The sequence below is a fragment of the Marinobacter subterrani genome, from assembly GCF_001045555.1.
In the GTDB taxonomy this organism is placed as follows: Bacteria; Pseudomonadota; Gammaproteobacteria; order Pseudomonadales; family Oleiphilaceae; genus Marinobacter; species Marinobacter subterrani.
The window spans coordinates 646,209-671,585 of record NZ_LFBU01000002.1; the positions used below are offsets into that span (position 1 = coordinate 646,209).

Sequence of the window (25,377 nt, forward strand, 5' to 3'; positions counted from 1 at the left end):
CTGATTTGCTACTCACTGATCAGCCCACCACCTGGCCACGGTAGATCACTTTGGTCTTCCGTGGCGGGTGGGGTTCTCCTTCCTCGTAATCATTGGCCGAAACTGGCGGGGCGTCAGCAATCACCTGGCCCCGGTAGGTGCGCTTCAATCCGTCATCTTCTTCCTCAGGTTCGATGTTCAACTGCGGAACCTGGTCCTTCAATGACTGCCACGTTCGTGCGAGGTGGCTTGAACGGGATTTTCGTGCGTAGTCCGCCAGTTGTTGCGCCAGACGCTCTTCCGTGAGATGCAGTTTTACGCCGAATTCGGTTTGAATCAGGCGACGGCACTGGTGAACCAGTTTCAGCACGCTGGGGTCCAGCAGCCAGCTACGTTCAGATGCCAGAGATGTCATGGTTTGAGCCTCGGAAAAGTGTGTCACAACATGGCGTTGCCGCGGATTATCCGGTGCGGGCAAGGCGCCGACCCGGGTAATCAAGCGAATTCCATGCCGTAACTGATGGCCGTTTGCCGGAGGCTTTCATTCACGGGATTTCGCGAGGCTTTGCCGGAGGAAGGGGCGTTTGCCGGGTGGCTTTCCCGGCGCATTTCAGTGCACGGGCACTGGCCCATGCACTGCTTTGGGATGGTTCAGTGCGCCTGGTCCCAGTTGTCACCGGCGCCGGCTTCCACCAGCAGCGGAACATCGAGCTTCGCAGCTGCAGACATGCGCTTTACCAGTCCCTCCCGCACCTTCTCCAGCGCGGATTCCTTCACCTCCAGAATCAGTTCATCGTGGACCTGCATGGTCATCCGGGCCTCATCGGCATGATCCCGGAGTAGCCAGTTCTCCACATCCACCATGGCCCGCTTGATGATATCCGCCGCGGTGCCCTGCATGGGCGCATTGATGGCAGTGCGCTCGGCCGCCTGCTGCATCTGCTTGTTGCGGGCGTTGATGTCGGGCAGGTAAAGGCGGCGCCCGAAAAGGGTTTCCACAAAGCCGTCGTCGTGGGCCTGTTTTCGAATGTTATCCATGTACCTGAGTACCCCGGGGTAGCGCTCGAAATACCGGTCGATGTATTGCTGGGCCACTTTGCGTTCGACGTCCAGTTGGCGTGACAGGCCGAAGGCGGACATACCGTAGATCAGCCCGAAGTTGATGGCCTTGGCACTGCGACGCTGATCCCCCGAAACCTCGTCCAGACTCACACCGAAGACTTCCGCGGCCGTCGCCTTATGGATATCCTCGCCGTTCTCGAAGGCATCCAGCAGCCCCTTGTCACCCGACAGGTGGGCCATGATCCGCAGTTCGATCTGGGAATAGTCGGCGGCTACCAGCTTGTAGCCTTCCGGTGCGATAAAGGCCTGGCGTATCCGCCGGCCCTGCTCGCTGCGGATCGGGATATTCTGCAGATTGGGCTCGGAAGATGACAGCCGGCCGGTGGCCGTGACTGCCTGGTGATAGGAAGTGTGAACCCGGCCGGTGCGATGGTGAATCAGCCCGGGCAGGGTATCGGTATAGGTGGATTTGAGTTTGCTCAGGCTCCGGTGCTCAAGGATCAGCCGGGGCAGCTCGTAGTCATGGGCGAGCTCCTGCAATACCGGCTCAGCGGTTGACGGGGCGCCCTTCGGGGTCTTCTTGACCACCGGCAAGCCCATTTTCTCGTAGAAAATCGCCTGGAGCTGCTTGGTGGAACCCAGGTTGAAGGTTTCGCCGGCAACCTGGTGAGCCTCCTTTTCCAGTTGGGCCAGGCGTTCGGCCAGCTCCTGGCTGTGCTGGCGCAGGGTGCTGGCGCTGATCAGGGTGCCGCGCTGCTCCATGCGAGAGAGTACAGGCACCAAAGGCAGGTCGATTTCCTCATAAACCGACGCCAGCCGACCGGTTTCCTGCAGCTTTGGCTTCAGAACCCGGTGCAGACGCAGGGTGATGTCCGCATCCTCGGCGGCATAGGGCGCGGCCTTTTCCAGTTCAATCTGGTTGAAGGTGAGCTGCCTGGCGCCTTTGCCGGCAATGGACTCAAAGCTGATGGTCTTCTCGCCGAGGTAGTGCATGGCGAGGCTGTCCATATCATGTCGGCTGCCCACGGAGTTGAGAACGTAGGATTCAAGCATGGTGTCCTCGGCAATGCCCTCCAGGGTAATGCCGTGATTGGCCAGAACGTTCTTGTCGTATTTCAGGTTCTGCCCGACCTTGGCCAGACCGGGATCTTCCAGAAGCGGTTTGAGTTGCGCCAGCACGGCATCTCGGTCGAGCTGCTCGGGAGCGCCCATGTAGTCGTGGGCGAGCGGAACATAGGCCGCCTCACCCGGTTTGATGGCGAAGGACACACCAACGATCTCGGCGTCCATGTACCGCAGGCTGGTGGTTTCGGTATCAAAGGCGAAAAGGTCGGCGGACTTCAGGCGCTGCAGCCACTGGTCGAGTTCGTCCTGGTCGGTGATAACACTGTAAGCCTTCGCGGTCTCCGGTGCCGGCTTGTCACTGGCGGATGTGCCCGCCGGAGTCTGCGATTTTTCCCCGTCTTCCAGTTCGGCAATCCAGCTACGGAGTTCGTATTCCCGGAACAGCTCCAGCAATTGCGAATCATCCTGTTCCCGCAGTTTCAGGTCTTCCAGACCAAAGTCCAGCTGCACATCGGTGCGGATGGTGGCCAGTTCGCGGCTCAGTGGCAGGGTTTCGGTAGCCTCCCTCAGATACTCGCCGATCTTGCCCTTGATCTCGTCAGCGTGCTCAACCAGGTTGTCGAGGTTGTCGTAGGTCTGCAGCCATTTCACCGCAGTCTTTGGCCCGCACTTGTTAACCCCGGGAATGTTGTCCACCTTGTCGCCCACCAGGGCCAGGTAGTCGACAATCTGCTCAGGGGTAACGCCGAACTTTTCCACCACGCCGTCCCGGTCCATCCGGGTTTCGGTCATGGTATTGATCAGCGTGACATGGTTGCTGACCAGTTGCGCCATGTCTTTGTCACCGGTCGAGACCACCACATCAATGCCCTTGCTGGTGGCTTCATCGGCCAGGGTGCCGATCACGTCGTCTGCCTCAACGCCGGTTACCGTAAGCAGTGGCAGCCCCATGGCCTTGACGATTTCATGGATCGGTTCAATCTGGCAGGCCAGATCCTCCGGCATGGGCGGGCGGTTTGCCTTGTACTCTTCATAAAGCTCGTGCCGGAATGTTTTGCCCTTGGCATCAAACACCACCACCATTTTCGAGCCCGGGAAATCCTGTTCCAGGCGACGGATCATGCTGATCACACCTTTTATCGCGCCGGTGGGGTGGTTCTTGCTCGTAGTAAGCGGTGGAAGTGCATGATAAGCACGGAAAAGATAGGACGATCCGTCCACAAGAACCACTGGTGGGGTGTTTTTGCTGGTCATGTCAAAACAGGTCCGGATTCTGATTGAAGCGTGGGTTGGCTTATGCAACTCTGTACTGAAATTGGAGAACGAAAGGGTATCACGAAAATGAAACGAATCGCCCGTTCCGCTCTGCTGCTCGCTTGCTTGCCTCTGGCTGGTCTGGCGCAGGAGCAGGGCGCGTTAAACGAGACGCCGGTCGAGACACCGAAAGAGCCTGTTGTCGTCTCGGATTACCAGCCGGCGAGTAACGGCCCGGAAATTGTCATCAGGCCGGGCAAGAACGAAGTGTTCTACGAATACCGGGTCAATGGCCAGCTTATGGAAATCAAGGTGGTACCGGAAGTCGGCCCGGAATATTACCTGGTGCCTGCCGACGGCGGTGGCTGGATCCGGGAAGCCGAGTCCGACATGCTGATACCCAGTTGGGTAATTTTTCGCTGGTAACCACAATTTTCGGTCGAATCGGCCTGTGCCCGTTTATTAGTATGAACATTCTAATTTTGGGGCGTAACTTGAGTCCTGAGATCGAAAAAAGGCCCTCGTCACATCAGTATTTGCGGGGCCTTGTCACTATCAGGAATCAAGGAGATTCAATATGGGTAAACTCAAGTCATATCAGCAGCAGCTTCAGGGGATTGTGGATAAAGGCATCAACGCGGCTGAAGAGCAGCAGAAAAGGCTGAGTGCCAAGCCCTTCAATTACGCCGAAAAGCTCGAAGGCGAGCTGCGCGAGTACAGCGTGAAAACTCTTCGCAAGCGTTACTATGGCTATAGTGATGAGCTTTTCGACCAACTGCGCAGCCTGAACAGCCGCTTCAGCAACTTCGCGGGTGACCTGGTCGCCAAGCTGGAGAGGGAAGCTGCGGAAGGCGCGGATGCGGTATCTGATGCTGTATCTGATGCTGCTGAGGATGTTTCAGAAGCGGCTCAGGATGCCAAGAAGTCCGTTGAGGCCAAGAAGCCGGCTGCCCGCAAGACCACTGCGAGCAAGAGCACCTCGACTGCCAGGAAAAGCACGGCTTCTGCCTGAAATCGGCGAAGCTCGCACCTGATTGGCAGGTGAAATGAAAAGAGGGCCAGCGATTCACCGCTGGCCCTCTTTTTTGTGTCCTGCCTTTCTGTATTGCACTCCGCTGTGGTCCGATGACTCTGCTCAGTTGGCTTTGCTGGCCGGCTCTAGCGGCAATGTTCGCTGTTCACCGGTTACTTCCTCAAGCCGCTTGATATCGGCCTCGAAGGCTTCGCGCAATTCCTCGATTTCCCGGTTTTGTGCGGCGATTTCCTGCTCCAGCTCCCGAATCTGCAAACCCAGCCGCCGGATTTTTTCCAGGGTGGCTTCGGGAATTTCACGGCCGGCCCGTTCCATGTCCGCCGCCCGACTTTGCTCGTTGTCGAGCTGGCTGGAGATGACCGAGATGTTGCCCTGCTTGAGCTGGATCAGGCCCTCGAGCTCCCGGATCTTCCGGTACATCGCTTTCACGGCCTGATCCGGATGGCTGTAGCGCTTGAGCAGCAGCCGGTCTTTCTCGCGCTGCTCGGCCAGTTCCTTCTGGCGCTGCTTTTCCGCTTCCCGGGCGGCAATCTCCGCATCGGTAGGCGCCGGAGGAATCACTTCAATCACCCGGCCATTGTCGCTGAGAATGTCGTAGCCCCGCTTGGTGGCTTCCTGAGGAATGGTGCCGCTGATCACAATCTGGCCGTTTTGATCGGTGTAACGGTACATGTTGGCTGCAGCATGGCTGGCCATGCCCAGAATAAGCGCACATGCACAAGCCCTGGCTGAAACTTTGGTCAGACGATTGGCCATCAATCAGACTCCGTAACGTTCCCGATAACTGGCCACCTTTTCGGCGTGCCCGGCGAACTCCGGGTTGGCCTTCAGGTAGTCCAGAACCTGTTCCAGGCGAATGATGCTCACCACTGGAATGCCGAACTCCTTTTCCACTTCCTGGATGGCAGACAGCTCGCCGTTGCCTTTTTCCTGGCGGTCCAGGGCGATGAGCACACCGGCGGGTTCGGCACCCGCGGCCCGGATGAGATCGATGGATTCGCGGATGGCAGTGCCCGCGGTAATGACATCATCGACGATCAGCACCTTGCCTTGAAGTGGTGCGCCGACAATATTGCCGCCCTCACCATGATCTTTCTTCTCCTTGCGGTTGAAGGCAAAGGCTTTGCTGTTACCGTCTGTAGCCAGCGCCATCGCGGTGACGGTGGCCAACGGAATGCCCTTATAGGCAGGGCCGAAAATAATGTCATAATCCAGCCCGCTGCGTGCTATCGCGGCGGCATAGGCCTTGCTTAACTGAAGCAGGTCGTCCCCGGTGTTGAACAACCCTGCGTTGAAGAAATAGGGGCTGGTTCGGCCCGACTTGAGCGTGAACTCACCAAAGCGCAGTACGTTCCGGCGGATGGCAAACTCGATAAATTGTTGCTGATAGTCGTACATGGCAAGGCTTCTGGCGGGTGTTGATCTTTAATTAACGCGTAAAAACGGTATCATACACACAAACCGAATCAGGGAACACGTATGCGGGTAGTATCAATCAGCGTCAACGGCCTCGCTCAGGCTGTTGAAAAGGGCTTTTTCGACTGGCTGGCGCAGCAGGATGCTGACGTAGTCTGCGTTCAGGACCATCGCATGCGGGCCTACGAGATTGAGGACTACAACCTGATTCCGGAAGGCTACGAGGCCTACTTTATTGATGGCGAGAAAAACGAGGATGGCGGTGTTGGTATCTACACCCGGCATTTCCCGAAAGCCATCATGTACGGGTTTGCCAATGAGCAGGCGGACCGCGAAGGCCGTTTTATCCAGGCGGACTTTGACAAGGTCTCAGTTGCCTGCGTCCTTGCACCCTGTGCCCTCGGCCGTGAAGAAGAGCTGACCGGCGAAGACGACCTGACGGTGCTGGACCATAAGGACGAGTTCATGGAGTCCTTCGGTCTGCATATGCAGAAGACGCTGCGCAAACGCCGGCAGTTTATTTTCTGTGCCAACCTCCAGACCGCTCATCACGTAACAGACGCGAGCCCCCTGTACCACAAACTGGACTTCTCCGGTTTCCTGCCCCATGAGCGAGCCTGGCTTGATCGCCTGTTTGATGAGATGGGATGTATAGACGGGTTTCGGGAAGTGAACAAGCAGAGCAACCAGTTTACCTGGTGGCCGGAGCAAGCCGAAGGTTCCCGCAAGAACGCCGGTATCCGTGTGGATTACCAGCTACTGACGCCGGGGATTCGCAAGACCATCGAGGATGGCTGGATTGACGACTCAACCCGGTTCTCCGATCACGCACCGGTGATCATGGATTACGATATCGAAATCGGCTTCTGAAGTCGGATATTTTCTGAATAGTAGCGGGTTCGGAGGGGGAGACCTTTCCGGGACCGTCTCCGGCCAGGGAAGGCCGGAGCCGAGCGCACATGGATGTGCTTGTAGCGTGTCCCGGAAAGGTCTCCCCCTCTGGACACGCGGGCGCCAGACTAAATTTCAGACTTCCAGCGCCGCCTTCTGAATCTCAAACAACTGCTCAATACCCTGTTTGGCCAGAGTCAGCATGCTGTCCAGTTCTGACTGGTCAAACGGTGCGCCTTCCGCCGTTCCCTGAATTTCAATGAAACCACCCCGGTCAGTCATGATCACATTCATGTCGGTTTCGGCTTCGGAGTCTTCCGGGTAGTCCAGATCCAGCACCGGCGTACCCTTGTAAACACCCACCGACAGTGCGGCAACCATTTGTTTCAGAGGTGATTTTTTCAGGCGCTTCTCGGTAACCAGGTAATTCAGGGCATCCACCAGTGCCACGCAGCCGCCGGTAATGGCCGCTGTGCGGGTGCCGCCATCGGCCTGTATGACGTCGCAATCGATGGTGATGGAGTGTTCCCCGAGGGCGGTCAGATCGACTGCGGCACGCAGGGAGCGGCCGATCAGGCGCTGGATTTCAACGGTGCGGCCGCCCTGTTTGCCGCGGGCGGCTTCCCGGCCCATGCGGCTGCCTGTGGAGCGGGGCAGCATGCCGTATTCGGCGGTGATCCAGCCCTTGCCTTCGCCCCTCAGGAACGGGGGCACCTTGTTTTCGACGGAGGCGGTGCAGATAACCTTGGTGTCGCCGAATTCCACCAACACCGAACCTTCGGCGTGGCGGGTGTAATTGCGGGTAATTCGGATATCTCTGGGTTGTTCGGGCGTTCTGCCGCTTGGACGCATAGTGTTTCCTGAAGTCAGTATTGAGTGTCCGGGCGTATGTCCCGGTCGGACGTTGGTCGAAAAGGCCGGTGAGTATATCACGTTGGCACCGGGCTTTTGTCGGGTTCGCCGTGGGCGTTAAGAGCCTGTTAGACTCGGGTTGTGAACTTCAACCATGAGCGGAGCCGACATGATCCGAAGTATGACCGCATTTGCCAGGCAGGATGTCCAGGGAGACTGGGGTACGCTGACCTGTGAGATCCGGGCGGTGAACCACCGGTACCTGGAGCCGTCGTTCCGCCTTCCCGAGGCCTTCCGGGACCTTGAAAACCGGTTCCGGGAGGAGCTGCGCAAGCAATTGAAGCGGGGCAAGGTGGATGTTTCCATGCGGCTTCAGTCCGCCGATAACGTGGCCCAGGGGTTCGAGATCAGCGAGGAGATGGCGCAGGCGGTGAATGAGGCTGCCAATCACATCAACCGGATGCTCGACAACCCCGCCCATATCAATGCGCTCGATATTCTTCGCTGGCCCGGGGTGTTGTCTGTGCCGGAGCAGGACTATGGCCCGGCGAAAGAGGCAGCCACCGGCCTGTTTGAGCAAACCGTTGCCGAACTGGCCTCGGTGCGGGAACGGGAAGGCGAGCGCCTGCGGCCGTTGTTCGAGGATCGCCTGAAAACCATGGCGGAGCTGGTCGCGGAAGTGCGCAGCCGCATGCCGGAGCTGCTTGAGGCTCAGGAGCGGGGGCTTCGGGACCGGTTCGAGAAGGTAAGGGTTGAACTGGATCCGGACCGGGTGGCCCAGGAAATGGTGATGCTGGCCCAGAAAAGCGACGTGGCGGAAGAGCTGGACCGGCTGGATGCCCATATCAGCGAAGTGGCGGATACCTTGAAAAGCGAGGAGGCCATCGGTCGGCGACTGGATTTCCTGATGCAGGAGTTGAACCGCGAGGCCAACACGCTAAGCAGCAAGAGCATTGACGCCGGAGTCACCCGGATCGCCGTGGACCTGAAAGTGCTGATTGAGCAGTTGCGGGAGCAGGTGCAGAACCTGGAGTAAGCCCGGGCAGGGCTTGTCACGCCTCAGGGCTGTTTCAGGTTGTCCAGTCCCTCTGGCAGTTGGAGTGTCACCGGTTGCCGGCTCAGCGGGCAGTCGAAGTGCAGGCGGAACGCCAGCAACTGCAGGGGCTCCGGGGCAGGACGCCCGTAGAGACGGTCGCCGATGATGGGGTGCCCGAGGCTGGCCAGATGGCGGCGGATCTGGTGTTTTCGGCCGGTTTCGATCTGCACCTCTACCAGCGACGTCTGGTCGGCCGTGCTGGTGCTCAAGGTTGTCACGCGGCTGGTGGCGGGCTTGCCTTCGACCGGTGTATCAACCAGCTGGTTCTGGAAGTTGGTCGCGCCGCTGACTCTGGCCCGGTAGTGCTTGGACATGGTTCGGGCCGCAAAGCACTTTGAGAGCGCGCCCGCCGCTTTCGGGTCATGGGCAATCAGCATCAGCCCGGCGGCGTCGGCGTCGAGGCGGTGGATAAGGTGGCATGGCCGCTCAAGGCGAATTTCCGCCATCCGCAGCAGGCTGCAATGGTCGCCCCACTGGGACCCCTGGGCGAGCAGGCCGTGGGGTTTGAACCAGACACTGTAACGGCCTTTGTCTTCCAGCAGGACCGGGTCGTCCGGTTTTCTGGCCAGTACCTTTTCGTCATAGTACAACTGCAGCCGAATGCCGGGCTTTAGCTCTTTGGTCGCCCTTCGCAGTCTCAGGGTCTTGCCCTTGTGGGTCCACCAGCAGGCGCCCTTGGTCATGGCGTCCTTGATTTTCTGGCGGGAGAGTCCTGACGCCTCGCTCAGCGCGTCAATGGCTTTGCGGGGCTCAGGAAGGGTGAGGTCTATGGTGGTTCGCATGGGAGTGTGTCGGTCGATAAAGATAAAAGGGCAGCCAGGCAAATAGTATCAGGTGTCGACCTGTCGGGGTGCGGTGTTTTGCCAAAGTCCGTATAATTTCGCGCTTTAACGGCTGACACATGCGGCCGCCGTGTCCAGGTTTGGAGTTCTCGGGTTATGAGTCAGGCAGTTGAACAGGGTACCCTGTACGTTATTTCTGCGCCATCCGGTGCCGGCAAGACCAGCCTTGTGGCGCAGATGCTTCGAAGCGACGAGAGGCTCGGGGTCTCTGTCTCTCATACGACCCGCGCCATGCGAGAAGGCGAGCAGGATGGCGTGAACTACCATTTTGTCAGCCGGAATGAGTTTGAGGCGATGATCGCCCGGGGCGACTTCCTGGAGCATGCCGATGTCTTCGGGAATTACTATGGCACCTCCCATGTCTGGGTGCGCGAAACCCTGGCCCGGGGCCAGGATGTCATTCTGGAAATCGACTGGCAGGGAGCCAGCCAGGTGCGAAGGCTGATCCGGGAGTGCGTCAGTATTTTTATCGTTCCGCCATCGCCGGAAGTGCTGCGTGAGCGGCTGGTAGGCCGTGGCACCGATGCCCCCGAAGTGGTGGAGCGCCGGCTGGCGGAGGCCGAGGAAGAGTGCCGCCACGCCGCTGAGTTTGATTTCCTGGTGGTCAACGATGATTTCGATGTCGCCCTCGCAGACCTGCTCGCTATCGTCCGGGCCCAGCGCCTGCGCATGGTGGTCCAGCAGCCGCGGCACCAGAAGCTTCTGGCAGGGCTGTCCGGCCCGGCCTGATACGGGGTTTTCCTGTATACAAATTGAACCGGCCGCAGTAAACTGTGCGGTCTGCTGAATCAGTCATTTTATTTGTCGGGGAAGTTATGGCACGAGTTACCGTTGAAGATTGCCTGGAAAACGTTGATAACCGCTTCCAGCTGGTAATGCTGGCTACCAAGCGTGCGCGTCAGCTCGCGACCAAAGGTGCCGAGCCGATGGTGCCGGAAGAAAATGATAAGCCGACGGTCATTGCCCTGCGCGAAATTGCCGAAGGTAAAATCACTCGTGATCTGCTCAAGGAAGAAGACGACGAGTAAATCCCTTGCGGGTAACAGGTAATAAATACCTGGCTGCAAGTGAGAAGCATTGAAATCTGTCCCCGCGGTTTTATAGTGTAGCTATAGAACGTTGCTGGAAGGACTAAGGAAGGACCCGGATGCGTGCATTCGGGTTTTTTTGTCGCTGAATTTCATGAAACGGTGGAGGCGCGGTGTCGGCAGAGGCTACGGTTGAAGGGCTGGCGAGAGAGCTCAGCTCGTATCTGGATACCAATCGCATCAACCAGGTGCGACGGGCCTACTATTACGCCGAGCAGGCCCATGAGGGCCAGATGCGCAAAAGCGGCGACCGCTACATTACCCACCCCCTGGCCGTTGCCCATATTCTCGCCGATTTGAGGCTGGACCATCAGAGCCTGATGGCGGCCATGCTTCACGATGTGATTGAAGATACCGGTATTCCGAAGGATGCCCTGTCGGAGCAGTTTGGTGAGGATGTCGCCGAACTGGTGGATGGTGTCAGCAAGCTGACCCAGATTGAATTCCGCTCCCGGGCCGAGGCCCAGGCCGAAAACTTCCAGAAGATGACGCTCGCCATGGCCCGGGACATCCGGGTGATTCTGGTAAAACTGGCGGACCGGCTGCACAACATGCGCACGCTCGGCCCCATGCCCTACGAGAAGCGCCAGCGTATTGCCAACGAAACCCTGGATATCTACGCCCCGATTGCCAACCGGCTCGGCATGCATTCCATCTGCACCGAACTGGAAGACCTGGGCTTTTCCTCGCTGTATCCGATGCGTTCGAAGTACATTTCCAAGGCGGTGGAAAAACTGCGGGGCAGCCACCGGGAAATCATTGAAGACATTCGTGGCAAATTGCAGGAAAAGCTTGAGGAGCGTGGGCTGCCCGGGAGGATTCTCGGCCGGGAGAAGCACCTGAACAGCATCTACAACAAGATGAAGTTCAAGCAGAAATCCTTCCATGAAATCATGGATGTGTACGCCTTCCGGATTATTACCGATACCGAGGATGACTGTTACCGCATCCTCGGGGCCGTTCACAGTCTTTACAAGCCCCTGCCGGGACGCTTCAAGGACTACATCGCCATGCCCAAGGCCAACGGCTACCAGTCCATCCACACCACGCTGTTCGGCATGCACGTGAACATTGAGATCCAGATCCGTACCGAGGAAATGGAGCACATCGCCAACAACGGCATCGCCGCCCACTGGATGTACAAGAACGAACCCAGCAGCGTGACCAGTGCGAACCAGGCCCGGGTCGACCGCTGGGTGAAGGGCCTGATGGAAATGCGCGAGCGCGCCGACGACTCCATGGAGTTCATTGAACATGTGAAGGTGGATCTGTTTCCGGACGAGATCTACGTGTTTACGCCCAAGGGTCGAATTATGGAACTGCCGAGCGGGGCAACGCCGGTGGATTTTGCCTACGCCATACACACCGATATCGGTAACGCCACCGTGGCCTGCCGGATCAACCGTAACCTCGGCTCCCTGAGCCAGCCCCTGCAAAGCGGCCAGACGGTGGAAATCATTACCGCCCCGGGGGCGCGACCCAATCCGGCCTGGCTCAGTTTTGTGGTTACCGGCAAGGCACGAAGCAGCATCCGGCATGTTCTGAAGAGCCAGAAGCGGGCGGAATCTCTGGAGCTGGGCAGAACCTTGCTGAAGCGATCGCTGAAAGGCTTTGATGCCCGGCTGTCGGATATCAGCGATGCCCAGAAGCAGGCGGTGGTGAATCACAACCAGGTGAACAGCTTCGACGACCTGGTCAGTGATATCGGCCTGGGTAACCGGATGGCCTACCTGGTGGCCCGCCAGCTCGTCAACGGCGCCGAAGGGGTCGGCTCCGGTGAAGGCCCCCGGAATATTGAAGGTGGCAATCAGAGCCCGGTGACCATCCGGGGAACCGAGGGACTTCTGGTCCGCTTTGCCAGCTGTTGCAAGCCGATTCCCGGTGACCCGGTGGTGGGCGTGATGGATTCCGGCAACGGCATGGTGATTCATTCCGATACCTGCTCCCGCTTGCCGGAAGACGATGTGGGCCGCGCCCGCCTGACCCATCTGAAATGGGCCAAGGATATTACCGATGAGTTTTCAGTGGAGCTGCGGGTGGAACTTGAGCGCCAGCGCGGTGTGATTGCCGAGATGGCGAATGCCGTGGCCATGACAGACGGTAACATCGAGCGCATCAATGTGGAGGAGCAGAATGCCCGCTTCGGTGTCGTCAGCCTGGTGGTGCATGTCCACGGTCGTCGGCACCTGGCCCGTGTTATGCGGCGCATCCGCAACATCCGCGCGGTGACCCACATCAGCCGCGTGCGGCACTGAGCCAGACCAAAGCCCGGTTGACAGTCGCGGTACCCAGGGGCGACGATTGGCGTTTTGTAAGAGAGGAAAATAAGGGTCATGACCAACAAATCTGTAATTCAGACCGAGAATGCGCCCAAGGCCATTGGTACCTACTCCCAGGCCGTGAAAGCCGGGGACACGGTCTACCTGTCTGGCCAGATTCCGCTGGTGCCGGAAACCATGGAAGTGGTGGCGGGGGATTTCGCCGCCAAGACCCGTCAGGTGTTTGATAACCTCAGGGCCGTGTGTGAAGCCGCTGGCGGTGAGCTGAAGGATATCGTGAAGCTCAATATCTATATGACCGATCTGGCCAACTTCGCGACGGTGAACGAGATCATGGCTACCTATTTCCAGGAACCGTATCCGGCACGTGCCGCAGTTGGCGTTGCGGCCCTGCCGAAAGGCGTGCCTATCGAAATGGAAGCGGTGATGGTACTGAGCTGAAGCCGGGAACCCACCGGATGTAATCAGAAAAGGCGGCTCCGGCCGCCTTTTTCGGTTTTTCAGGCTCCGGTTTCGTTGATCATTTCCCGGTAGCCCGCCCGGAAGTCCGGGTACCGGAACCGGAATCCGCTCGCCAGCAATCGTTTGTTGCTGCAGCGTTTACTGCCGGCCCGGCCACCCTTGCGCGCGTCCGGGACAGGATCGGCACAGGGCGTCTGCCGTCGTACCCAGTCCACCACCTCATCCAGCCGCACGGGTTCACAGTCGCTGGCGATGTAGCAGGGTTCCAGTGGCGTGCCGGCAAGGGCCAGGCGACTCAGGTGCGCTGCGACCTCCGCAGCATCGTCTTCGTGGATCCGGTTGCTGTAGGGCGCTGGCGACAGTGGGTTCATCCGGCCTTCCCGCACCTCTTCGAGAAACCGGCGCCGGGACGGGCCATAAATCCCGCTGAATCGTAGGATGGTTGCCGGGTGGCCACTGTTCAGAGCGGTTTGCTCACCGGCCAGAATTTCCTCGCCGCTGAACCTGGCCGGCCGGGTGGGGCTGGTTTCGTCGACCCAGCTGTCGTCGTTCTGGGCGTACACGCTGGAACTGCTGACAAAGAACAGGTGTTTCAGGGGCTTCCCGTCCAGTTCGGCCAGCAGATTCTCGAGCCCGGTCACGTAGGCAAGCCGGTAGCCCTGCTGGTCGTAGCTGGAAGGGGTCAGGCAGTAAATGATGATGTCCAGGTTAGCCGGCAGCTTGCCTTTCAGGGTTTCCGGCCGGGTCAGGTCCGCCCCGATGCCCTGGATGCCTTCCGGTACCAGCCCCGGGTTCCGTCGCAGCCCGAACACCCTCGCAGAGTCCTTCAGGCGGTTGGCGATGGCGCCACCAAGTTTGCCGCAGCCGGCAACGAGGACGACCGACGAGTTACTGCTTTCAGTGATTGCCATAGACAATTTCAATCCTTATGCTTTACCTCATAAATTAGTGGAACTTCGACCCGCACCTATCTGACCGGAGCTCACCATGACTCTCACCGAGTTACGATACGTCGTTACGCTGGCCCGTGAAAGGCATTTTGGCCGGGCGGCCGAGCGCTGCCATGTAAGCCAGCCGACCCTCAGTGTTGCTGTGAAAAAGCTGGAAGACGAGCTTGGCATCCCGCTGTTTGAGCGCAGCAAAAGCAGCATCCGCGTCACCGAAACCGGCCAGCGGATTATCGAGCAGGCTCAGCGTGTTCTGGACCAGGTGGGCGTTATCAAGGATATGGCCCAGGACGGCAAGAACCAGCTCAACTCGCCCCTGAAGGTCGGGGCTATCTACACCATCGGCCCATACCTGTTTCCCCATCTGCTGCCGGAGCTGCGACGAGCGGCCCCCGACATGCCGCTGTATATCGAGGAGAACTACACCGCGAATCTGCGCCAGAAGCTCCGTCAGTCTGAGCTTGATGCAATTATCATCGCCTTGCCGTTCGAGGAGCCGGAAGTGGTGACTCTGCCGCTCTATGACGAGCCTTTTGTGGTTTTGCTGCCCGGTGGCCATCCATTGGCGAAAAAGAAACAGCTGACCGGGGAAGAGCTTGCCCGGGAGCAGCTCCTCCTGCTGGGCCCTGGGCATTGCTTCCGGGACCAGGTGCTGGAGTCCTGCCCGCCCCTGGTGGATGCAATGACCCGCCGGACAGACGCGGCCTCGCCGGCGCTGGTTACCGAGGGCAGTTCGCTGGAAACCATACGCCACATGGTGGCATCGGGGCTGGGCATCACCGTGCTGCCTCTCTCAGCGGCAACCGCCATGCAATACCATGAGGACATCCTGGCGGTGCGCCCGTTTGCGCCTCCGGTGCCCTTCCGCACGGTGGCCCTGGCCTGGCGCGTTACCTTCCCGCGACCCAAGGCAATTGATGTGCTGTCGCTGGCGGCGAGCCAGTGCCGGGTCATCGAGAAGGCGAAAACGGATACACCTGTTGTCGAAAGTGCCTGAGTCCTGCCATGACGTCATTGGATGACATTTCGGTCACCCAGCTCAAGGGCGTAGGAAACGCCCTGGCAGAGCGGCTTGCCAGGCTGGGGATTGCCTCCCTGCAGGACCTGCTGTTTCACCTTCCGCACCGGTACGAGGACCGGACTCGCATTGTGCCCATGGGCAACCTGCGCATCGGCGATGTGGCCGTAGTGGAGGGCGAGGTGATGAAAGCGGATCTGGTGATGGGGCGCAGGCGCAGCCTGCAGGTCACCCTCCGGGATCACAGCGGCTTCCTGGTGATGCGCTTCTTCCATTTCAATGCCGCCCAGAAAAACCAGCTCAGCGAAGGCGCCCGGGTCCGGTGTTTTGGCGAGGTGCGCCCGGGGCGGGCCGGCTATGAATTCTATCATCCGGAGTACCAGGTCAACCCGCCCCCCATGCCAGCGGCAGATCAGGCCACCCTGACTCCGGTTTATCCGCTGACCGAGGGCATTCAACAGCCCCGGGTTCGTGCCCTTTGCCAGCAGGCCCTGGACTACCTTCAGCGGTTTCCGATCCGGGACTGGCTGCCCCGGGAATTGATGTCCGAGTATCAGTTGCCCGGCATCAGTGAGGCGGTCCGGATGGTGCATTCGCCGCCCGCGGATGCGCCGGTGCATCTGTTAATGGAAGGGCGGCATCCGGCGCAGCAGAGGCTGGTCATGGAGGAGTTGCTGGCGCATCAGTTGAGTCTGCTGCAGGTGCGGGAGCAGATTCAGGCCCGGGAAGCCCTGCCGCTGCTGCCAACCGGAGATTTACCGGCGCGCTTTCTCGACTTCCTGCCGTTTTCCCTCACCGGTGCCCAGCGTCACGTGCTGGCGGATATCCGGCAGGATCTCAGCCAGCCCGTGCCCATGCTCAGGCTTGTCCAGGGTGATGTCGGTTCCGGAAAAACAGTCGTGGCGGCGCTCGCGGCCCTGCAGGCTATTGGCGCGGGCACTCAGGTGGCCCTGATGGCGCCCACGGAAATCCTTGCCGAGCAGCATTTCCAGAACTTTCGCACCTGGCTCGCGCCACTCGGTATTCAATTGGCGTGGCTCTCTGGCAAGGTCAAAGGCAAAGCCCGGGCAGAGGTGCTGGAGGCTGTCCGTTCCGGCGAGGCCGGCGTGGTGATCGGGACTCACGCCCTGTTCCAGGATGACGTTGAGTTTCACCGGCTCGCCCTGGTGATCGTGGACGAACAGCACCGCTTTGGCGTTCACCAGCGCCTGGCCCTGCGTGAGAAAGGCGTGGGCGGAGCACTGGCGCCCCATCAACTGATTATGACGGCAACCCCAATCCCCCGTACCCTGGCCATGAGCGCTTATGCCGACCTGGATACCTCGGTGATTGATGAGCTGCCGCCGGGGCGGAAGCCGATAGAAACCATTGTGATTCCGGACAGTCGGCGTGAAGACGTGATTGAGCGGGTGCGGGGCGCCTGCCGGGAGGGACGGCAGGCGTACTGGGTGTGCACCCTGATTGAGGAATCCGAGGCCTTGCAGTGCCAGGCAGCGGAAGTGACCGCCCAGGAACTGGCCGAGCGGCTGCCGGACCTCAAGGTAGGTCTGGTCCACGGCCGGCTCAAGGCCCAGGAAAAAGCCGCCGTGATGGAGCAGTTCAAGGTGGGCGAGCTTGATTTACTGGTGGCCACTACGGTAATCGAGGTTGGTGTCGATGTGCCCAACGCGTCCCTGATCATTATTGAGAACCCCGAGCGCCTGGGGCTGGCCCAGTTGCACCAGCTCCGCGGTCGCGTTGGCCGGGGCGAACAGGCCAGTTTCTGCGTCCTGATGTACCACCCGCCGCTGTCCGCCAATGGCAAGGCCCGGCTGCAGGCCCTTCGGGACAGCCAGGATGGCTTCTTTATCGCCGAAAAAGATCTGGAAATTCGCGGGCCGGGCGAGGTGCTGGGCACCCGCCAGACCGGTATGATGCAGTTTCGCCTGGCGGACTTTGACCGCGACAAGGGCTGGATTGAGCCGGTGCGGAAAATGGCGCCGGGCCTCATGGCCCACCCGGAGATCGTTCAGGCGCTGGTTCGCCGGTGGCTGGGCGAGAAAATTCGCTATGGCGACGTTTAGAAACGTCCATTCTGCAACGGGCAGCGTATGGCTGCAGTCAGGAAATGGCGTTATATCAGTATCAGGGCGCTCTCTTTGCCCTATACTGGGGCTGAGATGATGTGCGGGCACGGATCAGCCGACGTTAAGCAGCAACATTCGGGAGAACTCTATGGAATTACCAGTCGCAGTTCAGCAGGCCCTGGGCGATTCCGCAGCCGGCGTGTCCCTCAGGGATGCGAGCCAGGCCAGCCAGCAGGAGCTGTTGCGCATGGTACTGCTCAGTGACGGGCAGGAAAATCTTCAGGTTATCTGTCGCAGGGAAGACCTGATTGACCTGGAGCAGCTGAACAAGCAGCTTGGCCGCAATTTGCGGTTAATGAAACGCCGCGAACAACTCCGGGTGCGTGAGCGGGCAGGGCTCAAGGCGTTGCCCGCGCTGCCATCACTCACTGGTTGGCGAACCGTGGTGGACCGGCGTGTGGATGAAATGCCGGCGGTGGCCCTGGAGTTGGGTGAGCAGAACCTGGCCATGGTGATGCCTGCCGAGGACTTCCGTGTGCTGACGGCCAAGGCCGACCGCCAGTCGTTTGCGGTTGCCCAGGAATCCATATGCGTTAACCTCGATGACCATGGCAGGGACAGGGATCAGCTGCATTCAGCCATCAAGAAGTTCACCGGCCTGAGAATCCAGCAGCGCCTGGAAGATACCCTTGAACTGCCGCCGCTGCCGGAAACCGCCCAGCGGATTATCCATCTGCGGGTCAATCCCAACGCAGTGATGGGGGACCTTGTAGATATTGTCGAAAGCGATCCCAGTCTCGCTGCCCAGGTTGTGAGCTGGGCATCCTCCTCATTCTATGCCGCCGCAGGGCAGGTGCGGTCAGTCCACGATGCGGTCTCCCGGGTGCTCGGCTTTGATCTTGTGATGAACCTGGCCATGGGGCTGTCTCTTGGCCGAGCGCTGAAGCAGCCCCAGGATCATCCCGATGGCTATGTGGATTACTGGCAGCAGGCAATCTGGCAGGCGCAGTCCGCCGGTATTCTGGCCAGCATGATGCCCCGGGGGGAGCGGCCGGTATTCGGTCTCGCCTATCTGGCCGGCCTGCTCCATAACTTTGGTCACCTGGTTCTGGCCCAGGTGTTTCCGCCCCACTTCAAACTGGTTTGCCGCTCCCTGGAGGTGAACCCGGATATCGATTCCTCGGTCACCGAGCATTATTTACTGGGCATTACCCGGGAGCAGATTGCCGCCCAGCTCATGGAGAACTGGGGCATGCCGGATGAGGTCACCCTGGCGATCCGGTATCAGAAAAATCCTGCCTATGATGGGCCCCATGGTGTCTATGCCCGGTTGTTGTGGCTGGGGCGTCAGTTGCTGACTGCCCGGGGGGTCGCGCTGGGTGCCGGGGAGGAAATCGGTCAGTCGTTCTACGATGATCTCGGCCTGAACCGGGAGCAGGTGGAGGAACAGTTTGACGAGTTGGTTAACAGTAAGGACAGCATCATGGCAATGGCGGGCATGATGAGCCAGTAGCTGGCAGGCGGTTTTTTGAAGCGCGCCTCGAAAAAAGCCGGCCCCAGGGCCGGCAAGCTCACCCGCTTATAGCAGTGTCGTCCAAACTTTTCAGGAGAAAACAACGTGAGGCGGTTCCCTCCGCAGATCATGGTTACCGCCCTGTTTTCAATTTAGACCCTGTCAGAGAAAATAAAAGTCAATGGTTTGGGCTTATGATGACTGAGTGTGCCGTCAAGTTTGAGCTGTTTTGTAACTAACTGATTTGAAATTATAAAATCAGCTTGTCCCCAGGCTTTCAGTTACAAACTGTTACAAAAAACAGGTCAGACCAAATGTCGGGCTAAACGTTTCAGGGCGTATCGGGCGAAAACGGATGGTGCCGCAGGGCAGTTGCGGCCCGGCGAATCTCGTCCGCGTGCGTCTGTTCAACCTCAAACCGTTCCCGATCCATTTTCTCGACGAACTTTGTCTCGGTAACCTGGCGGGCCCGGTGGGTGGGCATGTGTTGCAGCCGGTCGTGCACCTCCTGAAAAACCCGGAACGGTGACTGTGCCAGCAGGTCCGGCGCCAAGTGATCCAGAAGGCCCTTGAGCCGCAGGCAGGCTTCCGAGTATTCGATCTGGTCCTCTTCCACCGCCATCGCGATGACCTGCACGCTGCGGATCATGTCTTTTCGGCGGTCTGCCTGGAATGCTTCGGTTTTCGCCTGTCTCTTCCGGCTTTCAGACAGCAGCCCCATCTGGCGCCGGATAAATACCAGTAACAGAACGATGGCGATCACGCCTGCGATGATCAGGCTCCACTGCAGCCACTGGGGCATTATCGACTCCTTCTATGCATCAGGCCCGTTTACGTTGTCGCTCGGGGCGCCAGACTTTGACAGTAACGGGTTGACCATTCAATACGGAGGTTCCGGACAGTGGATCAATAACGCCGTCGCTGAGCACATCATTGATACTGGCTCCGGCATGGGCTGCCGCCACTGACTGGCGGGTGCCTTCCCGGTCGTGCCCCCAGCCATGGGGAATGGAAACCACCCCGGGCATGATGTCTTCCGTGATTTCCACCGGCAGGACAATCTGCCGGTCGTCGGCGCTGACTGCCGCCGAATCGGCCGCCTGCAACCCCAGACGGCTCGCATCTCTGGGGTGAATCATCAGGGTACAGCGATCCCTGCCTTTTACCAGCCGTTGGCTGTTGTGCATCCAGGAGTTGTTGCTGCGGACGTGGCGCCTGCCGATCAGGTGCAGGTGGGTATCCGCGGGCGTTGCCAGAAAATCGTGCAATCGCCCAAGGTCGTCCAGATAGCGCCTTGGTGCAAGGTTGATCCGGCCATCGCGGGTAAACAGGCGGTCTGGCAGAGAGGGCCTGAGTGGCCCGAGATCGACACCGCTCGGATATTCCTTCAGGGCGTTCAGGGAAAGCCCTTTGGGCAGTTCCTGCCACTGACGGTTCAGGGGGCTGAGCCTGGCCAGTCCGCGAAGCGGGTGGCGCTTGGGCAGAAGGTCGATCACCAGATCAACCGCCGGCTGTAACAAGCCTCGGGCACGCCCGGCATCGGCGCCGTATGGGCCGGATCGCAACAGCAGATCGAGAATGGGGTCTGGCCCGAGCTGTTTGAACGCGCGCCAGCCCAGCTCCGTGCGCAGTGGCAGCCGCCCGCCTTTCCGTTGTTTCTCCAGACGGTGCGCCAACTCCAGCAGAATCTGCCAGTCGTGGCGGGTATCGGGGCTGGCAGCAAACAGCGCTTCGCTGTACTTGGCGACATTGCGCACTGCGAACATGCTGAAAATCAGGTCGTAATGACTGCGCTCCAGGGCGGCCGTCGGTGGCAGAATGATATCGGCGTGTCGGGTCGTTTCATTCAGGTAGTAATCTACCGAGACTATGAAATCTAGCCCGCCCAGTGCTTCTTCGAGACGCCGCCCGTTGGGGCTGGACAGAACCGGGTTGCCGGCAACGGTCACAAATGCCCGGATTTGCCCTTCACCGGGGGTGAGCATTTCATCGGCCATGGTGCTGGCGGGGTATTCGCCGGCAAATTCCGGCAGTCCCTTCACGCGGCTGTGGCGCGTGCCAAAATGGCCTTGCTGGCCGGACATGGCGCCCAGCTCCACCAGATCGATGGCCGGCTGGGAAAACAGCACGCCGCCCGGCAGGTCCAGCTTGCCGGTCAGGATGTTGAGACAGTAGGCCAGCCATGTGGCAACGCCACCAAAGGTCTGGGTACTGGTGCCCATGCGAGTATACAGTGCGGCTTTCCGGGTGGTAGCGAGCCGCCGGGCCAGTGCCCGGATGTCGTCCGCGGCGATGCCGGTGTGTGCGCTGACGGCTTCGGGAGTGAAGGCGAGGGCGGCCAGGCGCAGAAGGTCTACGTCTTTCACCAGCCTTTCTGCCGGTCCGGGATCGACCAGGCCTTCCTCGAATAAGGTGTGCACCATGGCCATCAGCAGCAGGGCATCGCCACCGGGCCGGATAAAGTGAAACTCGTCGGCCAGTTTTGCGGTTTCGGTCCGGCGTGGATCGACCACGATCATTTTGCCGCCGCGCTGTTTCAGGGCTTTCAGTCGTCCGCGGAAATCCGGGACGGTCATCAGGCTGCCGTTGGAGGCCATGGGATTGGCACCGATGCAGATAAACAGCTCCGTATGGTCGATATCCGGAATCGGAAAAAGAACCTGGTGCCCGAACATCTCCAGGCTGGCCAGCATGTGGGGAAGCTGATCGTTGGAGGTGGCCGAGAACCGATTCTGACTGCCGATGGCCCTCAGGAAAGGCATGGTGGCAACCAGGGAACCGTGGTTGTGCACGTTCGGATTGCCCAGGTACACGCCGATACTATTGCGGCCGTGGTCCTGACGGGTCTTGTGGAGTCTGTCCGCTACAAAGTCAAAGGCTTCGTCCCAATCCATCTCCTGCCAGCCGCTGTCGGTTTTGCGGATTGGCTTTTTCAGACGATCCGGGTCTTCGTGGAGGTCCTGCAGGGCCACTGCCTTCGGGCAGATGTGTCCGCGACTCAGCGGATCCTCCTCATCGCCCTTGATGGAAGCAATCCGGCCATCTTTCATTTCGATTGCGACACCGCACATGGCTTCGCAAAGGTGACAGGTTCGATAGTGGGTGCCGTTGTCCATGGGATCTCCCGGGCATATATTTGTCGATCTGGTTGTGTTGTGAAACCAGATTAGCAGGTGTGATGAATGAGAGGGAAAATGGTTTGCAGAAAAAGGGCCAGCCCGGAGGCTGGCCCTGAACTTTGCACATCAGGGCCGTGCGGGGAGTTCCTTCATGGGGTTAGAGATGAAGTTCAGGTAGACGCCCTGGGATGGGATCTCCAGCGGTATTTTGACGGCACCACTGTTTGAATCGGTTCCGCTCAGCAAGCTGCCGCATTCGGAGAACAAGCTGATCACGCACGTCAGAAGATCTGCGCCCGTATTGATCAGGGCACTGTCAGTTGTAACGAGAACATCTAGCTTGGGATTGTTGGTGTTGCGTTGCTCAATTTGCATCCGTCCATCGTCGAAGAACGTAATCAGCCCCTCCAGTTCCAGGCTGAATGGGTAGCTGTACAGGTTGTGCCGAAGCAAGCCTGAAAGTGGGACCGTCAGATCCGGAGCATCCAGCGTCAGGTCGGCAGTGGTTGAGAAGATCGGACGGCCGTCCGGGCCCTCCTTAATCACGCCCTCGACCAGTCCGAGCGGATTATCCGGCGTGGGGGCGCCATAGGTCATGCGAAGGATCTGGGGCCCGGTCCGTTGCTCTCCCAGGCCTTGAAGAAACACGCTGGCGTTAGTGGTCATCAGCATGGTTGGATAAAGCAGTACCCTAACGCCGATGATGTTCCCAGAGTCATCCTTTGCCGGTCCAATCACTTCGGTGTTGAGGCCGTAAGTCTGGTAGATGAACTTTTTCTCGGGGCAGGGGTAGTCTGCTCCTGACTTTGAACAACCCACAACAGCGTCTGCCGGTGCGCCAAGAACGGTAGCAGTCTCGCCAGTTACCAGCAGCTTTGCGGTATTGGCAGACGGTTTGTAACCACCGGAACCATCTGAATCGTGGTTAAACGGTTCCAGGCAGTCCGTACCGCCGGCTGTTCCGCAGTCCACAACATAATTTGAGTTGGTGTCGCGAATCGGCAGATTGCGCAGGGGCGTGAAGACACTGTTTACCCGGTCAGTGCCGGTAAAGTAGATGGTCAGGTCCGGCCCGCCATCATTGGCCTGCCCCAGCAGCAAATCAGTATCCAGGGGCAGCTGCTCCCCGGAACAGATATAGCCGCCCGTAGAGCAGTCCCCATTGGTCGCGGAACGCATGGTGTAGCGATACATCTGGCCCGGCTGCCATGGGGTGTCAGGATAGAAACGAATCTGCTGGTTGTTCAGCTCCAGCCGACCCTCAACCCGGGCTTCTGAGCCGATGGCAGCAGGCGATGCTGCGTCGGCCACGGCTTCGACAACGAACGTGTCGTTATTGATGGTAGAGAGGTCCATGGATTGGGAGAATTTGACCACGATCGGCCGGTTCTCAGGCAAAGTCGTAACTGGCAGCTGATCGCGCACAAGGCTATCAGATAGACCCGCGGGTGCGGCATCGACACAGGTGCCATGGCTGCCATTCAGTAGGTCCTGATTCTCCGTAACGCAGGGGTAACCCGGGTAAGTCGTGAGTGCGAAAGGTGAGCGTGCAGCAAGGCCGGATCCGTTTTTGATGGCGGGCAAGGCAAACGGCAGGGCCTGGCTGGTCGCCGGATTGCCCGCCATGTCCGTCAACTGGCTACTGATCTGAACGGTGTAGGGCACCCCGTGCTTGAGTCCGCCAACCGGGTTGATAACCACTGCGGTACCATCGACATAGGCCCTGAGATTGCCACCACCAACCGTAAGAGCGGTGCCGCCTTCGTCAAGGACGATGCCTTCGGCGACCGTTTCGGCGTCAATCGGCTCATCAAAATTCAGAATGACCGGATCGCCCGGGCGCTGCATCTGATCGCGATTCCCCGGAATGGCAGAGTCCGGCCCCGGCATCCAGCTCACTAGAGACGGACTGGTGGTATCCGGCTTCCAGAGCTCAGCAGCATCCAATACGGAATCCGCATCGGTCTTGGCTTCCAGATGGAACGCAATGGTAGAGTCAGTGTACTCCTGGCCCAGCAGGTTGGGCTCGACCACACCGATGGCGTCGATGTTCAATACGCCATCCTTGACCAACGCAATGCCATCCAACTCGACACCCAGCAGGTTCTGGGACAGAGACGCGTTGGGTTGGGCCTCTTCCGTGTTCATGGCCACATCCATGAACAACCGGACGTGGCGGGGCGCGTTGATATCATCCGTATAGGCATTGGGTAGCAGATAGCCACTGGCATCCGAGAGCATGGTGACTTTGATGTTGCCGGTCTGCTGGATCTGGTTGGTCTCGGGGTTGATCACCGGAACCCTGCCATTGATCTTCACCTCGAGGCTGGTGCTGTTGAGAATGCTGTTTTTCGGCACCCGAAGTGGCAGCGCTTCGTCTGCGTCAAAGGAGGGTGCATAGGCCAGCTCGGCATAAAGGCCGCCGGTTTGCTGGGAGGGGCCTGCCGTTCCTTGAAGCACCGAATTGAGCGTGACCCCGTTGATTGGTTGGCCGTTGAGGATGGATTTTGTTGCCTGTTCCTCACTGGCGCCATCGCCGAGGCCGGAATCAACCACCTCCTGGTACACCACGACGGTCGGGCCGGTTTCCCGGACGGTGAAGTCCTGGCTAAAGTTAAGGGTGGTCCCGGGGCTGGTCAGGCTGGGCAGATCCTGGATTTTGAGGGTGTAAGTTGCCCCAGACTTCAGTTGATCGTCCTTGGTGCCGCACTGGGCCGGGTCCTCGGTAAGGCATGGATCGACGGTGACACGACGCTCGTCAACGAATACGCTGGCCGGGACCGCATTACCCTGATCGTCTTCCAGGACAATGTTGCCCCCCATCTCTTTCCAGCGCGGGTTAACAGGCTGGGTAAGAAGCAGGCGGAACGTCGAGAAATCCATAGCCCGGAGAAGGCCGGTCGGAGATGGAACCATGTTGGCGACTGAAAAATCGCTGGAAAGGCTATCCAGCGCACTGATACCGGTGTAGCCGCCTCGGGTATGGAACTGGATGCCTTCTGGACCGTTGGCGTTGGGTGTACCGATGTCGGTAGCGCCACTGGCGGTCAAGGGCTCCGAGAAGGAGACAGAGTATTCGGCGCCCAGTGACAGAGGCGTGTTCGGCGTCAGTTTGACACTGCGTCCACCATCAACCTTGGTTGCGGTGAAAGCAATAGTGTTCGAGCCATCATTAACCAGGATCTTGCTTTGCAGGTTGGCTTCGGTTTCCGCTACCGGGTTGGAAAAACGTATGACAATGTCGGATTTCGGGCTGACTCCCGTTTGTCCGTCCGTCGGGTAGGAATAGACAACCGAACCCGTGGCCAGGTCCGGTTTCATGGTCTGTTTGTCACCGCCACAGGCAGCAAGCAAAATGGCGGGGATGAGTGCCAGGGTCTTGGTGTACTTCATGG

At 59.3% G+C, this 25,377-nt stretch carries 21 protein-coding genes; 11 read left to right on the forward strand and 10 right to left on the reverse strand.

The annotated features are described in order from the left end of the window. Positions 1-19 precede the first annotated feature (19 nt). Positions 20-394: a hypothetical protein gene (locus msub_RS18860; RefSeq protein WP_048498032.1), complete on the reverse strand. Its 375-nt coding sequence runs from the start codon at positions 392-394 to the stop codon at positions 20-22. Between the two features lie 236 nt (positions 395-630). Beyond that, a complete protein-coding gene (gene polA / locus msub_RS18865) occupies positions 631-3,360 on the reverse strand; it encodes a DNA polymerase I (RefSeq protein WP_048497667.1) in 2,730 nt (909 codons plus the stop codon). Positions 3,361-3,447: 87 nt separating this feature from the next. Between polA and msub_RS18870 the strand changes: the two genes are divergently transcribed. Both msub_RS18870 and msub_RS18875 read left to right on the forward strand, forming a co-directional pair. Beyond that, positions 3,448-3,786: a DUF2782 domain-containing protein gene (locus tag msub_RS18870; protein WP_048497668.1), complete on the forward strand. Its 339-nt coding sequence runs from the start codon at positions 3,448-3,450 to the stop codon at positions 3,784-3,786. Between the two features lie 151 nt (positions 3,787-3,937). Beyond that, on the forward strand, positions 3,938-4,372 hold the full coding sequence (locus msub_RS18875; RefSeq protein ID WP_048497669.1) for a hypothetical protein: 435 nt from the start codon (positions 3,938-3,940) through the stop codon (positions 4,370-4,372). 123 nt (positions 4,373-4,495) lie between these two features. On the opposite strand, the gene msub_RS18880 is transcribed toward msub_RS18875, so the two are convergent. Both msub_RS18880 and pyrE read right to left on the reverse strand, forming a co-directional pair. Next, on the reverse strand, positions 4,496-5,149 hold the full coding sequence (locus msub_RS18880; RefSeq protein WP_048497670.1) for a DUF4124 domain-containing protein: 654 nt from the start codon (positions 5,147-5,149) through the stop codon (positions 4,496-4,498). Positions 5,150-5,152: 3 nt separating this feature from the next. Continuing rightward, positions 5,153-5,791 carry an orotate phosphoribosyltransferase gene (pyrE, locus tag msub_RS18885; protein WP_048497671.1) on the reverse strand — a complete coding sequence of 213 codons (639 nt, stop codon included), beginning with the start codon at positions 5,789-5,791 and terminating at the stop codon, positions 5,153-5,155. An 81-nt stretch (positions 5,792-5,872) separates the two neighbouring features. Here pyrE and msub_RS18890 point away from each other — a divergent pair, with 81 nt between their 5' ends. Next, on the forward strand, positions 5,873-6,679 hold the full coding sequence (locus msub_RS18890; protein ID WP_048497672.1) for an exodeoxyribonuclease III: 807 nt from the start codon (positions 5,873-5,875) through the stop codon (positions 6,677-6,679). A 156-nt stretch (positions 6,680-6,835) separates the two neighbouring features. On the opposite strand, the gene rph is transcribed toward msub_RS18890, so the two are convergent. After that, positions 6,836-7,552, reverse strand: coding sequence for a ribonuclease PH (rph, locus tag msub_RS18895; RefSeq protein WP_048497673.1), 717 nt, complete (start codon positions 7,550-7,552; stop codon positions 6,836-6,838). 169 nt (positions 7,553-7,721) lie between these two features. Here rph and msub_RS18900 point away from each other — a divergent pair, with 169 nt between their 5' ends. Next, positions 7,722-8,588: a YicC/YloC family endoribonuclease gene (locus msub_RS18900; RefSeq protein WP_048497674.1), complete on the forward strand. Its 867-nt coding sequence runs from the start codon at positions 7,722-7,724 to the stop codon at positions 8,586-8,588. Between the two features lie 23 nt (positions 8,589-8,611). Here msub_RS18900 and msub_RS18905 read toward each other — a convergent pair whose 3' ends face one another. Next, positions 8,612-9,430, reverse strand: a complete 819-nt coding sequence (locus msub_RS18905; protein WP_048497675.1) for an RluA family pseudouridine synthase — start codon at positions 9,428-9,430, stop codon at positions 8,612-8,614. Between the two features lie 156 nt (positions 9,431-9,586). Here msub_RS18905 and gmk point away from each other — a divergent pair, with 156 nt between their 5' ends. From gmk to msub_RS18925, 4 genes are all read left to right on the forward strand, one after another. Next, positions 9,587-10,219 (forward strand): guanylate kinase, encoded by a 633-nt coding sequence (gmk, locus tag msub_RS18910; protein WP_048497676.1) that lies wholly within the window; start codon positions 9,587-9,589, stop codon positions 10,217-10,219. A gap of 86 nt (positions 10,220-10,305) precedes the next feature. Next, a complete protein-coding gene (gene rpoZ / locus msub_RS18915; RefSeq protein WP_048497677.1) occupies positions 10,306-10,518 on the forward strand; it encodes a DNA-directed RNA polymerase subunit omega in 213 nt (70 codons plus the stop codon). Between the two features lie 173 nt (positions 10,519-10,691). Next, positions 10,692-12,833 carry a RelA/SpoT family protein gene (locus msub_RS18920; protein ID WP_048497678.1) on the forward strand — a complete coding sequence of 714 codons (2,142 nt, stop codon included), beginning with the start codon at positions 10,692-10,694 and terminating at the stop codon, positions 12,831-12,833. A gap of 78 nt (positions 12,834-12,911) precedes the next feature. Next, the gene (locus msub_RS18925) at positions 12,912-13,298 is read left to right on the forward strand and encodes a RidA family protein (RefSeq protein WP_048497679.1); all 387 of its coding nucleotides are present in this window, start codon (positions 12,912-12,914) and stop codon (positions 13,296-13,298) included. A gap of 59 nt (positions 13,299-13,357) precedes the next feature. Here the strand turns inward: msub_RS18925 and msub_RS18930 are convergent, their stop codons facing one another. Next, positions 13,358-14,230, reverse strand: coding sequence for an NAD-dependent epimerase/dehydratase family protein (locus msub_RS18930; RefSeq protein WP_048497680.1), 873 nt, complete (start codon positions 14,228-14,230; stop codon positions 13,358-13,360). 76 nt (positions 14,231-14,306) lie between these two features. On the opposite strand from msub_RS18930, the gene msub_RS18935 reads away from it, so the two are divergent. The 3 genes from msub_RS18935 (at position 14,307) to msub_RS18945 (ending at position 18,863) form a co-directional block, all read left to right on the forward strand. Further along, positions 14,307-15,263, forward strand: a complete 957-nt coding sequence (locus tag msub_RS18935) for a hydrogen peroxide-inducible genes activator (protein ID WP_048497681.1) — start codon at positions 14,307-14,309, stop codon at positions 15,261-15,263. Positions 15,264-15,271: 8 nt separating this feature from the next. Then, entirely contained in the window at positions 15,272-17,347 is a 2,076-nt protein-coding gene (recG, locus tag msub_RS18940; protein ID WP_048497682.1) for an ATP-dependent DNA helicase RecG, read from the forward strand. A 151-nt stretch (positions 17,348-17,498) separates the two neighbouring features. After that, a complete protein-coding gene (locus tag msub_RS18945; RefSeq protein ID WP_048497683.1) occupies positions 17,499-18,863 on the forward strand; it encodes an aminoacyl-tRNA deacylase and HDOD domain-containing protein in 1,365 nt (454 codons plus the stop codon). A gap of 331 nt (positions 18,864-19,194) precedes the next feature. Here msub_RS18945 and msub_RS18950 read toward each other — a convergent pair whose 3' ends face one another. The 3 genes from msub_RS18950 to msub_RS18960 form a co-directional block, all read right to left on the reverse strand. Beyond that, entirely contained in the window at positions 19,195-19,665 is a 471-nt protein-coding gene (locus tag msub_RS18950; protein WP_048497684.1) for a DUF2489 domain-containing protein, read from the reverse strand. A 19-nt stretch (positions 19,666-19,684) separates the two neighbouring features. Beyond that, entirely contained in the window at positions 19,685-21,979 is a 2,295-nt protein-coding gene (locus msub_RS18955) for a molybdopterin-dependent oxidoreductase (RefSeq protein WP_048497685.1), read from the reverse strand. Positions 21,980-22,108: 129 nt separating this feature from the next. Then, positions 22,109-25,375 carry an Ig-like domain-containing protein gene (locus msub_RS18960; protein ID WP_048497686.1) on the reverse strand — a complete coding sequence of 1,089 codons (3,267 nt, stop codon included), beginning with the start codon at positions 25,373-25,375 and terminating at the stop codon, positions 22,109-22,111. Between the last annotated feature and the right edge of the window lie 2 nt (positions 25,376-25,377).

What these genes read in the sequence shown, in the direction of transcription:
- pyrE (WP_048497671.1), bottom strand. Translation starts at nt 5,791, where the DNA reads ATGTACGACTATCAGCAACAATTTATCGAGTTTGCCATCCGCCGGAAC.
- msub_RS18900 (WP_048497674.1), top strand. Translation starts at nt 7,722, where the DNA reads ATGATCCGAAGTATGACCGCATTTGCCAGGCAGGATGTCCAGGGAGAC.
- msub_RS18935 (WP_048497681.1), top strand. Translation starts at nt 14,307, where the DNA reads ATGACTCTCACCGAGTTACGATACGTCGTTACGCTGGCCCGTGAAAGG.
- msub_RS18960 (WP_048497686.1), bottom strand. Translation starts at nt 25,375, where the DNA reads ATGAAGTACACCAAGACCCTGGCACTCATCCCCGCCATTTTGCTTGCT.
- msub_RS18860 (WP_048498032.1), bottom strand. Translation starts at nt 394, where the DNA reads ATGACATCTCTGGCATCTGAACGTAGCTGGCTGCTGGACCCCAGCGTG.
- rpoZ (WP_048497677.1), top strand. Translation starts at nt 10,306, where the DNA reads ATGGCACGAGTTACCGTTGAAGATTGCCTGGAAAACGTTGATAACCGC.
- msub_RS18930 (WP_048497680.1), bottom strand. Translation starts at nt 14,230, where the DNA reads ATGGCAATCACTGAAAGCAGTAACTCGTCGGTCGTCCTCGTTGCCGGC.
- msub_RS18955 (WP_048497685.1), bottom strand. Translation starts at nt 21,979, where the DNA reads ATGGACAACGGCACCCACTATCGAACCTGTCACCTTTGCGAAGCCATG.
- msub_RS18925 (WP_048497679.1), top strand. Translation starts at nt 12,912, where the DNA reads ATGACCAACAAATCTGTAATTCAGACCGAGAATGCGCCCAAGGCCATT.
- msub_RS18890 (WP_048497672.1), top strand. Translation starts at nt 5,873, where the DNA reads ATGCGGGTAGTATCAATCAGCGTCAACGGCCTCGCTCAGGCTGTTGAA.
- msub_RS18870 (WP_048497668.1), top strand. Translation starts at nt 3,448, where the DNA reads ATGAAACGAATCGCCCGTTCCGCTCTGCTGCTCGCTTGCTTGCCTCTG.
- msub_RS18945 (WP_048497683.1), top strand. Translation starts at nt 17,499, where the DNA reads ATGGAATTACCAGTCGCAGTTCAGCAGGCCCTGGGCGATTCCGCAGCC.
- gmk (WP_048497676.1), top strand. Translation starts at nt 9,587, where the DNA reads ATGAGTCAGGCAGTTGAACAGGGTACCCTGTACGTTATTTCTGCGCCA.
- msub_RS18950 (WP_048497684.1), bottom strand. Translation starts at nt 19,665, where the DNA reads ATGCCCCAGTGGCTGCAGTGGAGCCTGATCATCGCAGGCGTGATCGCC.
- msub_RS18875 (WP_048497669.1), top strand. Translation starts at nt 3,938, where the DNA reads ATGGGTAAACTCAAGTCATATCAGCAGCAGCTTCAGGGGATTGTGGAT.
- recG (WP_048497682.1), top strand. Translation starts at nt 15,272, where the DNA reads ATGACGTCATTGGATGACATTTCGGTCACCCAGCTCAAGGGCGTAGGA.
- msub_RS18905 (WP_048497675.1), bottom strand. Translation starts at nt 9,430, where the DNA reads ATGCGAACCACCATAGACCTCACCCTTCCTGAGCCCCGCAAAGCCATT.
- polA (WP_048497667.1), bottom strand. Translation starts at nt 3,360, where the DNA reads ATGACCAGCAAAAACACCCCACCAGTGGTTCTTGTGGACGGATCGTCC.
- msub_RS18880 (WP_048497670.1), bottom strand. Translation starts at nt 5,149, where the DNA reads ATGGCCAATCGTCTGACCAAAGTTTCAGCCAGGGCTTGTGCATGTGCG.
- rph (WP_048497673.1), bottom strand. Translation starts at nt 7,552, where the DNA reads ATGCGTCCAAGCGGCAGAACGCCCGAACAACCCAGAGATATCCGAATT.